This window comes from Streptomyces sp. ADI95-16 (genome assembly GCF_003721495.1).
Classification (GTDB): domain Bacteria; phylum Actinomycetota; class Actinomycetes; order Streptomycetales; family Streptomycetaceae; genus Streptomyces; species Streptomyces goshikiensis.
In genome coordinates this window covers 1,703,821-1,718,109 of the sequence record NZ_CP033581.1, presented here as the reverse complement: position 1 = coordinate 1,718,109, position 14,289 = coordinate 1,703,821, and the positions used below count along the sequence as shown (strand labels likewise).

Below are 14,289 nucleotides of genomic sequence, written 5' to 3'. Positions count from 1 at the left end.
CTCCTGACGGCGTTGGAAGGGGCGGCCGCCGGTGAGCTCGCACGAGCTCCGGCGGCCGCCCCCGATCGATTCGTGCCAGTGAACCGAGTGCCCGCCCCGGGCCGCGAGCGGCCCGGGTCCTTCTCCCCCGGACGGGTAGCGAGATTCCCACGGGAGGGTGAGACCGCCCCGGAAGGCGCTCGGCACCGCCCCCGGTGGGGTGGTTCAGCCGGCGCCCTTCACCGCCGCTGCGGCGGGAGCGGCGAGGGTGCGCGCGACCCCGGCGGCCAGCGCGTACGGGTCTCCGCTCGGCTCGCTCGGATGCCGGGTGGTGCGCCGCGCCCAGTCCTCCTCGAAACCGTGCCAGTCGATCGCCCGCGGCGCGGTCCCCGTCACCAGGGCGTCCTCCAGCGAGCCGAAGTAGGCCTCCCACCTGCGCGCGTACAACTCGCCGATCAGGCCGCTCCATTCACGGTTCGCGTAGTCGTGCAGGAAACCGCCCTCGCTGGTGCCGCGCCGGCCCCACACGCTCAGGATCGAGCGCGCGTCGTACTCGTACCGGTCCCGCTCGGCCTCGTCCGCGCCCCAGGAGCGGGCCGCTCCCAGCCAGTTGCCCAGCAGGAAGTTCGGATCGGAGCCGACCAGGGCGTCCAGGTCCCGCTCGCCGTCCCGCCACTGGGCCGTCAGTTTCCGGAAGCCGGCGAGGTCCTTGGCCCCGTACGCCGCCTTGATCTTCGGGAGCAGCACCCGCGAACGGTTCGCGAGCGCCTGCCGGGCGGTGTCCACGAGGTCGAAGCGGTAGGCGCTGGACCCGCGCAGCCCCGGCTTGACCTTCAGCAAGTGGTCCAGGGCCTTGCGCACCGAATCCGCCTGGTACCGCATGGACTTGGGGCTCCAGTACGCGGCCCCCGCGGCGGCCAGGTCCGGCCGGGCGGTGAACAGGCTGTCCTGGGATTCCGACCACAGCCCCGAGGAGGTGCTGTACGGGCCCTTGCGCAGCTCCTCCCAGGCCGCGGCGGCCTCCGCGTCGGGCCGCCCGTACCGGCGGGCCGCGAACGCCGCGAACCACTTCTTCTGGTCGACGGGCCCCGGCTCCCACGCCAGGTCCGTGTACAGGTCGAAGGCGGCCGGGTTGGTCCCCGTGGCCTCCGGCAGGTACGCGATTCCCTTCAGCGCGCTGTTGGGCTTCGCCCGCCAGGCGCCGAACCGGTCGATCCACACCGAGGTGTTGGCGCCGACCGTGGTGTGCCCGCCGAAGTTGTAGATCGTGCCGATCGCGTACGGGGCGCCGCCCCAACGGGTCTCGCGGTCGAGGCGGTTGTACCGGTCGGACAGCCCGTCCAGGATCAGCAGCTTCGAGGTGTCCACCCCCGCGAGCAGTTCCGCGGCCGGATCGTCCTGCCAGCCCAGCACCGCCCACAGGGCGCCCGGATGCGCCGCGTGCAGGGCCCGCTGGATCGCCCCGGCGGCCGACTTCACGTCCACCGTGCCCGTCCGGCCGCCCTCGTGCAGCGGGCTCATCCGGTACATGGCGCTGTCCCCGAACACCGCGCGCTGCTCGGCGTAGTAGGAGGCCGCGAGCCGCTGGAACACCTGCGAGGACGGGTCCAGCCAGTCGGGCCGGTCGAACCCGGCCCAGTCACCCTGCGCCACCGTGGCGGCGCCCGGGTTGCGGGCGGCGAACTCCGGCGGCACGGTGCCGAAGTAGCCCGGCAGCACCGGGGTCATGCCGAGTCCGCGCAGCTGCTCGGCGATCCGCCCGCCCAGTTCGGCGCGCTCGCGCATCAGCCGCTCGGTGACCGGGCCGCCGAACCCGCTCAGGTTCTGCAGCAGCCACCAGCTCTGGTGGCCGGGGCCGGGGATCCACTCCCGCAGCTCCGCGGCCGAGTAGCCGAAGCCCTGGAGCGCCCGGTAGTACGGGTACTCGGCGCCGACCTGTACGAACACCTCGTTGATGCCGTGCAGGGCGAGCAGGTCGATCTGCCGCTGGTGCTCCTCGAAGGAGCGGTACGGGCCCGAGTAGCCGTCGTCCGTGTCGTTGAGCGCGTACCGGTGGGGGACCAGCGCCTTGCGGGTGACCGGCGCCGGCACCGCCGGCAGCCTCGCGGGCAGCATCCCGAGACTGTCGCCGGGCCAGCCGATGTCGGCGCCCGCGACGTGCTGGAGGTACCAGCCGACGCCGGTGAGGAGGGTGGCCCCGGTGGAGCCGCGGACGGTGAGGGCGCCCGCCGAACCCGACACCGTGAAGGTGTCGGCCCCGGCGGCCGTGTCGGGGACCAGGGTGAACTGCCCGGCGTGCCGGGGCAGCAGCCGCTTCAGGGCGGCCCGTGCCGGGGCGACGTCGAAGGCTCGCGGCCGGGGGGCCGCCGGCCGCGCGTCCTCCCGTACGCCCTTGTGTACGGCCTCCGGCGCCGGGTCCGGTACGGCGGCCCGCGCGGGCGGGCGGCCGCCCGGAGCGGTGGCTCCGGGCGCGGCCCCCGAGCAGAGCAGGGTCAGCAGCGCGGCGGGCAGCACCGCGAGGGCGGCCCGCCGCGCCCGCGGTCGCCGTGGCGGGGGGTCCACCGGGTTTGCCGTGCTCGCCGTGTTCGCCGGGTTCGTCCGTGAGTGCGTCATCGCCTGCCCCCTCAGACCGGCAGGGACCAGGCCTGGTCGACCCGGTGGTCGCCGCACGCGGTCAGCCGCAGCCGCTCGGCCGGGGCGTCCGGGGTCGCGGCCGCCGCCGGAGCGGTCAGGCACAGCCCGCTCACGGCCTCGACCAGCGCCCCGTCCCGCCGGTGCGTCCAGCTCTGCCCCGGCTCGCCGGGCGCGCAGTCCGCGAGCTCCACCGCGCCGTCCTCGCCCGCCGACAGGCATTCGCCGGCCAGCCGCAGGCTGGCGTCGCCGCGTCCCACCGTCCAGCGCTGGTCGGCGCCCGCGGTGCAGGCCGCCATCACGACCGCTCCGACACCGGTGGTGTTGGCCCCGTCGGCGCACCTCGCGCCCGCGCCGTTGACCTGCCCGGTCGGGACGGCCTCGGCGCAGCCGCGCGGGCGCAGCCGCCACACGGCCGTGTCGTGCGCGGCCAGCTTCCCGGTCAGCGATGCGGAGACGTCGGTGCGGGCCCCGCTCCACAGGTCCTTGGCGTTCACCGTGCAGGAATCCAGCCCGATGTCGGCCAGCGGTACGGAGATGTCCCGGGCGCTGCCGGACCGGTTGAGGACGGCGACGGCGCGGTCCCCGTTCGCCAGCGGCCTGACCAGGACCTCGAAGGTGGCGTTCGAGGAGACCACCGCGCCCTGACGGCCCATCGGGTCCTGGTCGAGCGCGATCAGATCGGCGTTGCCGAGCGCCGCGACCCCGGCCGGGGTCAGCCCGGAGACGTCGGAGGACAGGATGAAGGGGGCGGCCATCATCGCCCACAGGCCGACCTGACTGCGGCTCTCGGCGGCGGTGAGCCCGGGGGCGCCCGCGATCAGGAAGTCCGGGTCGTTCCAGTTGCCGGGCCCGGCGTACCGGCCGAGCCAGCGGTTGTAGCCGTAGTTGCCCATCACCGAGCTCCAGCGGGAGGCCCCGGGCGCGGCCGGCTGGTAGACCTTGATGTCCTTGCCCTCGCGCCACAGCTGTCCGGTCTCGCCGACCCAGCCCAGCACCTTGTGCCAGTCGGAGCCGCCCCATTCGCCCTGCTGGAAGTAGGCGGGCGCGGAGGCGGAGAGCACCATGTCCCGGCCGGTGGCGCGCAGCGCCCGGGCCACGGAGCCGTACGCGTCGCGGTAGGCCTGCTCCTTGGTCTTGCCGGGCGGCACCCACAGGTTGCAGCCGTCCATCTTGACGTAGTCCACCTTCCAGGACGCGAACAGCCGGGCGTCCTGGTCGTAGTGGTCCGCGCCGCCGCCGGCCGGGGATCCGCTTCCGGGGTACTTCTCGCAGGTCAGGGAGCCGGCGTCCTCGTAGATGCCGAACTTGAGGCCCTTGGCGTGCAGGTACTCGCCGAGCCAGGCCATGCCGTGCGGGAACCTGGCGGTGTCGGTGACGAGGCCGCCCCCGGCGTCGCGGCTCTTGCGCATCCAGCAGTCGTCCACGGTCACCGTGTCGTAGCCCTTGGCGGCGAGCCCCGTGCGCACGAGCGCGTCCGCGTTCGCGACGACCTTCGCCTCGTCGATGTCGCACATGTAGTGCGCCCAGTTGTTCCAGCCCATGGGCGGGGTGAGCGCGAGCGGGGTGTCGGAGCCGGCGGTGGGCTCGGCGGCCGCCGGGGCGGGGGCGGCGGCGAGGGAGAGGGCGAACAGGGCGACCGCGGTCAGACAGGGGAGCGACGCACGCAGGCGAGGCGGCACGGGGTCTCCTAGACGTGGGGGCGAGCGGTACCGGGGACGGGTGGGCGTGTCGCCCAGTGCAGCGCCGTGGTTACCCTCTGTCAACGACGGTCGACGCATATCGGCCAATGACCAGCAATATGGCCGTAGTCGGGGTCACACGATCGGGGAGTTCCGTCGGGGTGGGGTGTGTGCCGTGGCGTGGGATACGGTGGCTGTTACGCCGTCTGATACGGTGTATCGCATGCCTAGGAGATCAGCCGCCCTGGACCGCGCGACACCCGGCGCGATCGCCGTCGCCGCCCTGCGGATCCTCGACGAGGAGGGCCCGGGCGCGCTCAGCTTCCGCGCCCTCGCCGAACGGCTCGACGTCTCCCACGCGACCGTCCAGCGCCGCTGCGCCGACCTCGCCGGACTGCTGGACCTGTGCACCGAGCACCTCGCCGCGCAACTGCCCGACGTCCCCGCCGGAACCGGCTGGGCCGAGGCCACCGAGCTCCGCTTCACCGCGCTGTACCGGCTCCTCACCGCGCACCCCGGGCTGCTGGTGCTGCGCGGCGGCCGCCCCTGGCTCGGGCGGCAGCTGCTGGCCCGGCTCGTCGAACCGGCGCTGGCCGACAGCGTGGCCGCCGGGATGACGCCCGCCGAGGCGATGACCGCGTACCGCCGGATGTACCTGCTCACCCTGGGCAGCGCGGCCTTCGTCGACCACCGCGACCCGGCCGGGGCCACCGCCGCCTCGCGGGCGGCGCTCGCCGCGCTCGACCCGGAGCGGTTCCCGGTGCTCTCGGGCGGGCTGGCCGACGTGCTGCCGCCGCTGACCGACCACGAGGTGTACTACGGCGCCCTGCGCCAGCTGATCGAGGCCAACCGGCCCGCAGCCTGAACCGCCCGCCGCCCGCCGCCCGCCGCCCGCAGCCTGAACCGCCCGCAGCCTGAACCGCCCGCAGCCTGAACCGCCCGCCGCCCGCCGCCCGCCGCCCGCCGCCCGCCGCGCCTGCCGCCGGAAGCCGCCCGCCGACCGAAGCCTTCGCCCGCCGCCCCGAGGAGATCCCGTCATGGAACAGCAGCTCGACTACGCCGCCGTACGCGCCGCCGCCGGCCGGATCGCGGGGGCGATACGCCCGGCCGCCGTGGTGCCCGCCGCCGAAGGGGTCTGGTACGCGCTGGAGTACCTCCAGCACACCGGCTCCTTCAAGGCCCGTGGCGCCCGCAACTTCCTCGCCGCCCACCACCGCGCCGGCACCCTCCCGGACGCGGGCGTCACCATCGCCTCCGGCGGCAACGCGGGCCTCGCCTGCGCCTGGGCGGCCCGGGCGCAGGGGGTGCCCGCCACGGTGTTCCTGCCGGCCAACGCGCCGCGCGTGAAGGTGGAGCGGCTGCGGGGCTACGGGGCCGAGGTCCGGCTGGTCGGCGACCGGTACGCCGACGCGCTCGCCGCGTGCGAGGAGTTCGCCGCCGCGAGCGGGGCGCTCGCCAGCCACGCCTACGACCATCCGCTGATCGCCGCCGGGGCCGGAACCCTGCTGGACGAGATCCGGGCCGCGCTGCCCGGCCTCGACACCGTGGTCGTGGCGGTCGGCGGCGGCGGGCTGTTCGCCGGGATCGCCACCGCCGCGCGCGAGCACGGCGTACGGGTGGTCGCGGCCGAGCCGGAGAACTCCCGGGCGCTGAACGCCGCCCTGGAGGCGGGCCGCGTCGTCGACGTGGCCGTGGACTCGGTGGCCGGCGACTCGCTCGGTGCCACCCGGGTCTCGGCGGACGCGCTGGCGGCCGCGCGGTACGAGGGCGTCCGGTCGGTGCTCGTCCCGGACCCGGCGATCACCGCCGCCCGGCGGGCGCTGTGGGAGGAGCACCGGATCGTGGTCGAGGCGGGCGCGGCCACCGCCCTGGCGGCGCTGCGTACGGCGCCGCAACCGCTGGGCGGGCGGGTAGCCGTGGTCCTGTGCGGGGCGAACACCGACCCCGGTGACCTGACGTCCCCCGGTATCTGACGGACCGACGGGAACCGGCTCCGACCTCGAACGACGATCGTTGCGAGAGCCGAAGACTTTGGAGGACAGTACGGCGCCCGCCCCTCCTGCGAAGGTCGCAGATGTCACGGCGAAGGACGCCGGACACGGTGATCGCACGGAGGAACGGGCGTGGCACAGCGCAAGGGTTGTCTGATCGGCTGCGGCGTGGCGCTGGTCCTGGGGATCGGGGCCGTGGTGCTGCTCCTCTTCGGGATCGGCAAGATAGTCGACGTCGCCGACAAGACCCTCGTCGACCCGGACGTGTACACGTCGGTCAAGACCGGCGACCCCGAGGACGCCGTCCGCAAGAAGCTCCCCTCGGGGGAGACCTTCGTCAAGAACGCCCTCAAGGAGGGCGGTCCGGCCGAACCCGAGGGCAGCACCTGCTCCTGGTACCTCTCCAGCGACGACAACGGCGATGGCGACGGCGTCGGCACCACCGTGTTCCGCTTCTGCTTCAAGGACGGCAGGCTCGCGGAGAAGGCCGACTACAAGATGAAGTAGCGGGTTTCCGCGATGCCGGCTGGTAAAGCGCATTAGTGCGTGCTTCGGGGAACCGCCCATAAGAAGTCAAACCCTGAAGGAAAAACAGGGTCGTTATCGAATCGATATCATCACTTCGGGGTTAAGAACTAAAGCGCATCAGTCCAGGTCGATGCCGTGTTGACGAGAGGCCGTCCGTCTGCGTGCCGTCCCCTCGGCCGCATTCGCCGCGTACGGGTACCCGGCCACCGGGACTTTGACCGCATTGACGGACCGTCCCTTTCGGGCCAGCGTGGGCTCCGCGCTCCGGCGGCGAGGCCGGAACTCCCCCTGAAGGCGGCGACGATGACCCGTTCGTACCTGACCCGTGTGGCCCTCTCCGCGCTCGCGGCCGGCGCCCTCCTGTCGGCCACCGCCTGTGGTGTCGGGGGCGGCGGGGAGGTGAAGGAGGCCGAGCGGACCGGCAAGGTGGCCGGCGAGATCACCTTCCGCACCCTCCAGCTGAAACCCGTCTTCACCGCGTACGTCCAGGGCGTCATCGACGCCTTCGAGCGGAAGTACCCCGAGGTCAAGGTGAGATGGGAGGACGTGCCGGGCGACGGCTACAACGAGAAACTCGTCGCCGACGCCCAGGCCGGCGCGCTCCCCGACGTCGTCAACCTCTCCACCGACTCCTTCCAGCTCCTCGGCGACCGCGGCATGCTCGCCGACGTCGCCAAGCTCGACGGGCAGGTCGCCCGGGACTACGTCCCCGGCGCCTGGGAGCAGTTCAGGCTCCCCGGCAAGGGCGAAGGCGTGTACGCCTACCCCTGGTACGTGACGCCCGAGATCCTCACGTACAACAAGGTGCTCTTCGCGAAGGCCGGCCTCGACCCGGCCAAGCCGCCCACCAGCGTCGAGGAGTTCTTCGACTACGCCGAGCGGATAGCCGCCGGGTCCAACGGCCGGTACGCCGCGTTCATGGCCGACCCCAAGGGCCGGCTGCCCGGCGACTGGCAGAAGATGGGCGTCCCGATCCTGAACGGCCAGGGGGACGCCTTCACCTTCGACACCGACAAGGCGGTGCAGTGGGTCGAACGGATGAAGGACCTGTACGCCAAGGGCGCCATGCCCAAGGAGTCCCTGCTCAAGTCCGACGACATCAACCAGCTCTACGGCGGCGGCAAGCTCGTCTTCGGCCCCGGCTCCCCGGGCTTCGTCAAGGACATCAAGCAGAACGCGCCCGAGGTCTACGCCAACACCCAGGTGGCGGGCGCCGTCACCGGGAAACTCGGCCACATCGGGATCTACGCCCAGTCGCTCGGCATCAAGAAGGACACCAAGCACCTGGACGCGGCGACCGAGTTCGCCAAGTGGGTCACCAACGGCCCCAACCAGGTGGAGTTCTCCAAGAAGGCCACCATCTACCCCTCCAACGCCAACGGCCTGGCCGACCCGTACTTCTCCGACCGGGGCGACGGCAAGGACGCCGAGACCGTGGCGCGCGCGGTCGGCGCCGGGCAGCTGAAGACGGCCGCGCTCGACGCCAACACGCCCGTCCAGTGGACCAACCAGGTCGGCGACGCCGTCGTACGCGAGATGCAGAAGGCCATCAAGGGGGAGCAGGACCCGGCGACGGCCGTGAGGAAGGCACAGGAGGAGGCCAACGAACTGCTCGCCAAGACGGCGCGGCGGTGACGCCCGCACCGACCGGGCCGGCGGGGAAGGCCGCCCGGCGGGCCATGGAGGCCGAGACGGGGCTGGTCCACCGGAACTGGTGGACCCCCTACCTCTTCCTCGCCCCCGGCCTGGTGATGGTGGCGCTGTTCAGCCTCTGGCCCTTCGTCAACACGGTCGTCCTCTCCCTGACGGACGCCCAGATCCTGCGCGGCGGCGGCTTCGTCGGCCTCGACAACTACACCCGCGCCTTCGACGACCCCGACTTCTGGGTCGCCACCGGCAACAGCGTGCTCTACCTGGTGGTGGTCGTCCCCTGCCTGGTCCTGCTGCCGCTGGCCCTCGCCGTCCTCGTCCAGGCCAAGATCCCCGGCATCGGGTTCTTCCGCTCCGCCTTCTACACCCCGGTGATCGCCTCCGCCGTGGTCGTCGGCCTGATCTGGCAGTGGGTGCTGCGCAGCGACGGGCTCGTCAACACCGTCTTCCAGAAGCTGCGGATCGTCTCCGAGCCGGTCCCGTTCCTGACCGACAGCACCATGCTGCTGGTCTCCGCGATGATCGTGACCGTGTGGAAGGGCCTCGGCTACTACATGGTCTTCTACCTGGCCGCCCTCGGGAACGTCTCCGTCTCCCTCCACGAGGCGGCCGCCATCGACGGCGCCGGCCCCGTCCGCCGGTTCTTCAGCATCACCATCCCGCAGGTGAAGCCGATGATGCTGCTCGTCGGCACGCTGTCCGCGATCTCCGCGCTCCGCGTGTTCACCGAGATCTACATCCTCGGCGGGGAGAGCGGCGGCCCCGGCGGCGGCGCCCGCACCCTGCCGTTCCTCATCCGGCAGGTCGGCCTCGGCTTCGCCGGCGAGACCGGCTACGCCTCCGCCGTCTCCATCCTGCTGTTCCTGCTGACCCTGGTCTTCAGCCTGCTGGGCCGCCGCCTGTCGAAGGGGGACGAGAGTTGAGCCCCGCGCCCCGCCCCGCGCCCCGTCCCGCGCCTGGCCCCGCGCCGCGTCCCGCGCCTGGCACCGCGCCCCGCCCCGCGCCCCGTCGGCGGCTCGGCCTGGCCGCCCGCTACGCCACGCTCGTCCTGATGCTGGTGGTCATGCTGGGGCCGATCGTCTGGCAGTTCCTGACCTCGATCCGCGGCCGCACCGAGAACGTCTACGACGGGCTGCTGCCCTCACACCCCACCCTCGACAACTACGTCCGGGTCGCCGAGTCCTTCCCGCTCCTCCAGTACGTCGGCAACACCCTGATCGTGGCGGCCCTGGCCGTCACCTCGAACCTGCTGTTCGCGGCCATGGGCGGGTACGCGCTCTCGCGGGCCGGCTGGAAGGGCCGCAAGACCGTCTTCACCGTGCTGGTGGCGACCCTGATGTTCCCCTTCGAGTCCGTGATGATCTCGATGTTCCTGACCGTCCGCGGGATGGGCCTGGTCGACACCCTCATCGGCGTCTGGCTGCCGGGGGCGGTCTCCGTCCTCAACATCATGGTCATGCGGGCGGCCTTCCTCGCCGTGCCCAGGGAGGTCGAGGAGGCCGCCGTCCTGGACGGGGCCAACGAGTGGACCCGCTTCACCCGGGTCTTCCTGCCCGCCGTCAAGGGCGCCCTGGCCGTCGTCTGCATCACCAGCTTCATGGGCGCCTGGGACGACTTCCTCTGGCCCCTGCTGGTCCTCACCAACAGCGACCACTACACGCTGCAGCTCGGCTTGAAGACCCTGGCCGGCGCCACCACCGTCAACGACCAACGACTGATCGCCGCCGGGGCGATGGCCGCGCTCCTGCCGATGATGCTCCTCTTCTTCGCCCTCCAACGTTACTTCTTCAAGGGCGTGGGCGAGGGAGCGGTCAAGACCTGACCCGCCGCCGCCCTCGCACCGCCCGCACTGCCCGCACCGCCCGCACCCGCTCCGCTCCGTACGTCAGACGACCACCCCTGGAGCAGCCGTCATGCATGACGACCGCAGCATCACCGAACACCGCCTCCGCCGCGTCCTCGCCCAGCGGATCAAGCCCGCCGTCCACTCCCGCCCGGTCCCGCTGACCCTCGCGCGCTGGGAGGCGCCCGGCGAGCCGGTCCCGGTCGCCGAGGGGCTGGCCGCGACCTACGAGCCCTGCGCGGTCGGCGACCCGTGGGGCCCGGCCTGGGGCACGACCTGGTTCAAGGTCACCGGCGCCGTCCCGGCCGAGTGGGCCGGCCGCACCGTCGAGGCCGTCCTCGACCTCGGCTTCGACCGGATGATGCCCGGCTTCCAGTGCGAGGGCCTGGTCCACCGCGCCGACGGCGGCGAGGTCAAGGCGCTCAACCCGTACAACGACTGGGTGCGCGTCGCGGACCGCGCCGCGGGCGGCGAGCGGGTCGAGTGGTACGTCGAAGCCGCCTCCAACCCGGTCCTGGTGGACCACTCGGCCACGTACGAGGGCGACCGGCAGACCAGCGGGGACCAGCCCCTCTACCGGCTCGCCCGGATGGACCTCGCCGTCTTCGAGACCGAGGTCTGGGAACTCGTACAGGACCTCGAAGTCCTCTACGACCTGATGACCGAGCTGGAACGGCACGACGCCCGGCGGTACGAGATCCTGCGCGCCATCGACGCCGCGCTCGACGCGGTGGACCTCGACGACGTCCCCGGCTCGGCGGCCGCGGCCCGCGCGCGGCTCGCCGGGGTGCTCGCGGCCCCCGCCCACGCCTCCGCGCACCGGATCAGCGCGGTCGGCCACGCCCACATCGACTCCGCCTGGCTGTGGCCGCTGCGCGAGACCGTGCGCAAGGTGTCCCGTACGGCCTCCAACATGGTCGCCCTGATGGACGAGCACCCCGAGTTCCTCTTCGCCATGTCGCAGGCGCAGCAGCTCGACTGGATCAAGACGTACCGCCCCGAGCTCTTCGAGCGGATCAAGAAGAAGGTCGCGGACGGGCAGTTCGTGCCCGTCGGCGGGATGTGGGTGGAGTCCGACACCAACATGGTGGCCGGCGAGGCCATGGCCCGCCAGTTCCTGTACGGCAAGAAGTTCCTGAGGGACGAGTTCGGCGTCGAGACGCGGGGCGTCTGGCTGCCCGACTCCTTCGGGTACACCGCGGCGATGCCGCAGATCGTCAAGCTCGCCGGCGCCAGCTGGTTCCTGACCCAGAAGATCTCCTGGTCGCAGGTCAACAAGTTCCCGCACCACACCTTCTGGTGGGAGGGCATCGACGGCACCCGGGTCTTCACCCACTTCCCGCCCGTGGACACCTACAACTGCGACCTCGGCGGCGCCCAGTTGGCGCACGCCGCCCGCAACTACCAGGAGAAGGGGCGTGGTTCGCGCTCGCTCGCCCCCTTCGGCTGGGGAGACGGCGGCGGCGGCCCGACGCGCGAGCAGCTCGCCCGGGCCCGCCGCCAGCGGAACCTCGAAGGCTCCCCGCGCGTCGAGATCGAGCGCCCGGACGCGTTCTTCGAGAAGGCCCACGCCGAATACCCGGACGCGCCCGTGTGGGCCGGCGAGCTCTACCTGGAGCTGCACCGCGGTACGTACACCTCCCAGGCCAAGACCAAGCAGGGCAACCGGCGCAGCGAATCGCTGCTGCGCGAGGCCGAACTCTGGGCGACCACGGCCGCGGTGCGGGTGGAGGGGTACGACTACCCGTACGAGGACCTGGAGCGGATCTGGAAGACGGTGCTGCTGCACCAGTTCCACGACATCCTGCCGGGGTCCTCCATCGCCTGGGTGCACCGCGAGGCCCGCGAGACGTACGCGCGGGTGCGGGAGGAGCTGAACGCGATCACCCTCGCCGCGCAGCGCGCGCTCGCGGGGGAGGGGCTGGCGGAACTCGTCTTCAACTGCGCCCCGCACACCCGGCGCGGCGTCCCGGCCGGCGGCGCGGGGCGGCCGGTGGCCGCGGGGCAGCCGGTGACCCTGGAGGAGCGGCACGGCGGCGGGCAGATCCTCGCCAACGGGCGGCTGCTGGTGGAGATCGACGGCCGGGGGCTGCTCGTCTCGGCCTACGACCTGGAGGCGGGCCGCGAGGCGGTGGCCCCCGGCGGGGCCGCGAACCTGCTCCAGGTCCACCCGGACTTCCCTAACATGTGGGACGCGTGGGACATCGACGCGTTCTACCGCAACAAGGTCACCGACCTGGTCGCGCTGGACGCGCTGGAGATCGCGGAGTCGGGTCCGGACGCGGCGACGGTGCGGGTGAGCCGCTCCTTCGGGGCCTCCCGGGTGGTCCAGTCGATCACCCTGCGGGCCGGCGCGAAGACGGTGGACATCGTCACGGAGGTGGACTGGCACGAGACGGAGAAGTTCCTGAAGGCGGCCTTCCCGCTGGACGTGAAGGCCGAACGGACCGCTTCCGAGACGCAGTTCGGGCACGTGTACCGGGCCACGCACACCAACACCTCCTGGGAGGCGGCCAAGTTCGAGATCTGCGCCCACCGGTGGATCCACGCCGAGGAGCCGGGCTGGGGCGTCGCGGTCCTCAACGACTCCACGTACGGCCACGACGTGACGCGGGGCGTGCGCGCCGACGGCGGCCAGACCACCACGGTGCGGCTCTCGCTGCTGCGGGCGCCGCGCTATCCGGATCCCGAGACCGACCAGGGCGGGCACACCCTGCGCTTCTCGCTGGCGCCGGGCGCGACGATCGGGGACGCGGTGCGGGAGGGGCACGGGCTCAACCTGCCCGAGCGGACCCTGACGGGCGCGGGCCCGGTCGCCCCGCTGCTGGCGGTGGACAACGACGCGGTGGTGGTCGAGGCGGTCAAACTGGCCGAGGACCGCGGCGGGGACGTGATCGTCCGCCTCTACGAATCGCGCGGCGGGCGGGCGAAGGCCACGCTGGCGGCGGGTTTCCCGGTCGCCGGGGCGGTCGAGAGCGACCTGCTGGAACGCCCGCTGGAGGGCTCGGCGGTGGGCCCGCGGTCCGCCGACGGGGCGGTGCCCCTCACCCTGCGCCCGTTCCAGATCGTGACGGTGCGCCTGCGCCGGGCCCGGCCGGACGGGGCCTGACCGGCCGGGTCGCCTGTGCCGGGCCCGACCGGGCGGTCGCCTGCGCCGGGCCCGACCGGTCGGGTGCCTAGCGGCCGGCCGGGGCCGGGGCGGCGAGGAAGGCCGTCACCGCTTCGGCGAACTCCCGCGGTGCGGCCGCGTGGATCAGGTGGCCGTACGGGAGGGTGATCATCCGGGCGTCGGGCACGCGGCGGGTGACCTCGTCGAAAGAGGCGGCCGGGAGGTGGCTGGCGGGGCCGCCGTAGACGACCAGGGTGGGGGCGGAGATCCGTTCCAGGGCGGCGAGTCGGCCCGCCGGGGGCCGGTCGAGCTCCTGCCTGACCGCGAGCACCATCGCCCAGTCGAAGTCCAGGTCGCCCTCGGGCCGTACGGGGGCGACCGGTTCGCGGGGGAGCGGCGCGGGGGCGTCCTCCAGGACGAGCCGGGTCACCCGGTGCGGCCGCTCCGCCGCGACCAGGTAGGCCACCACCCCGCCCAGCGAATGCCCGACCAGCTCCACCCGGTCCAGCCCGAGGGCGTCGAGGAAGCCGAGCACGTCGTCCCGCATCAGCTCCAGCGAGTACCGCCCCGGCCACTCGCTGCGGCCGTGCCCGCGCAGGTCGAGGGCGTACACCCGGCGGCCGGGGGCGAGCGCGTCCCGGACGGGGGCCCAGTGCCCGGCGCTCTGGCCGAGCGCGTGCAGCAGGACCAGGGGCGGGCCGTCGGCCGGGCCGGACGCCTCGTACGCCAGTCGTACCCCGTTCGCCGTCACCGCGCACCGATCCGTCATGGCGCCGACGCTACCGGGCCGGGGCGGGGGTCCGCCGGGGCTCGGCGGCGGCGTCCGGCGTGAACTGCGCCACAGGTTCCGCCGGGAGCGGCCCGTGGGGCCGGGGA

At 73.2% G+C, this 14,289-nt stretch carries 10 protein-coding genes; 7 read left to right on the top strand and 3 right to left on the bottom strand.

Annotated features, from left to right (window positions below):
• Positions 1-204: 204 nt before the first annotated feature.
• Together EES41_RS07270 and EES41_RS07265 are read right to left on the bottom strand one after the other, a co-directional pair.
• The gene (locus EES41_RS07270) at positions 205-2,592 is read right to left on the bottom strand and encodes an alpha-N-acetylglucosaminidase (protein ID WP_123076657.1); all 2,388 of its coding nucleotides are present in this window, start codon (positions 2,590-2,592) and stop codon (positions 205-207) included.
• A gap of 11 nt (positions 2,593-2,603) precedes the next feature.
• Positions 2,604-4,292 (bottom strand): alpha-galactosidase, encoded by a 1,689-nt coding sequence (locus EES41_RS07265; protein ID WP_254211363.1) that lies wholly within the window; start codon positions 4,290-4,292, stop codon positions 2,604-2,606.
• Positions 4,293-4,515: 223 nt separating this feature from the next.
• Here EES41_RS07265 and EES41_RS07260 point away from each other — a divergent pair, with 223 nt between their 5' ends.
• The 7 genes from EES41_RS07260 to EES41_RS07230 all read left to right on the top strand — a co-directional run bounded on the left by EES41_RS07260 (position 4,516) and on the right by EES41_RS07230 (position 13,413).
• The gene (locus EES41_RS07260) at positions 4,516-5,157 is read left to right on the top strand and encodes a TetR/AcrR family transcriptional regulator (RefSeq protein ID WP_073796247.1); all 642 of its coding nucleotides are present in this window, start codon (positions 4,516-4,518) and stop codon (positions 5,155-5,157) included.
• A 172-nt stretch (positions 5,158-5,329) separates the two neighbouring features.
• Complete coding sequence (locus EES41_RS07255; protein ID WP_123076653.1) at positions 5,330-6,265, top strand: serine/threonine dehydratase; 936 nt, start codon at positions 5,330-5,332, stop codon at positions 6,263-6,265.
• Between the two features lie 150 nt (positions 6,266-6,415).
• Positions 6,416-6,790, top strand: coding sequence for a hypothetical protein (locus tag EES41_RS07250; protein ID WP_123076651.1), 375 nt, complete (start codon positions 6,416-6,418; stop codon positions 6,788-6,790).
• 324 nt (positions 6,791-7,114) lie between these two features.
• Positions 7,115-8,446: a sugar ABC transporter substrate-binding protein gene (locus EES41_RS07245; protein WP_254211362.1), complete on the top strand. Its 1,332-nt coding sequence runs from the start codon at positions 7,115-7,117 to the stop codon at positions 8,444-8,446.
• Between the two features lie 44 nt (positions 8,447-8,490).
• Positions 8,491-9,384, top strand: a complete 894-nt coding sequence (locus EES41_RS07240) for a carbohydrate ABC transporter permease (protein WP_250569120.1) — start codon at positions 8,491-8,493, stop codon at positions 9,382-9,384.
• Entirely contained in the window at positions 9,381-10,283 is a 903-nt protein-coding gene (locus tag EES41_RS07235; protein WP_174261654.1) for a carbohydrate ABC transporter permease, read from the top strand. The genes EES41_RS07240 and EES41_RS07235 overlap by 4 nt, the downstream gene beginning before the upstream one ends.
• 91 nt (positions 10,284-10,374) lie before the next feature.
• A complete protein-coding gene (locus EES41_RS07230; RefSeq protein WP_123076649.1) occupies positions 10,375-13,413 on the top strand; it encodes a glycoside hydrolase family 38 C-terminal domain-containing protein in 3,039 nt (1,012 codons plus the stop codon).
• 67 nt (positions 13,414-13,480) lie between these two features.
• Here EES41_RS07230 and EES41_RS07225 read toward each other — a convergent pair whose 3' ends face one another.
• Positions 13,481-14,182: an alpha/beta fold hydrolase gene (locus EES41_RS07225; RefSeq protein WP_250569116.1), complete on the bottom strand. Its 702-nt coding sequence runs from the start codon at positions 14,180-14,182 to the stop codon at positions 13,481-13,483.
• Positions 14,183-14,289: the final 107 nt, after the last annotated feature.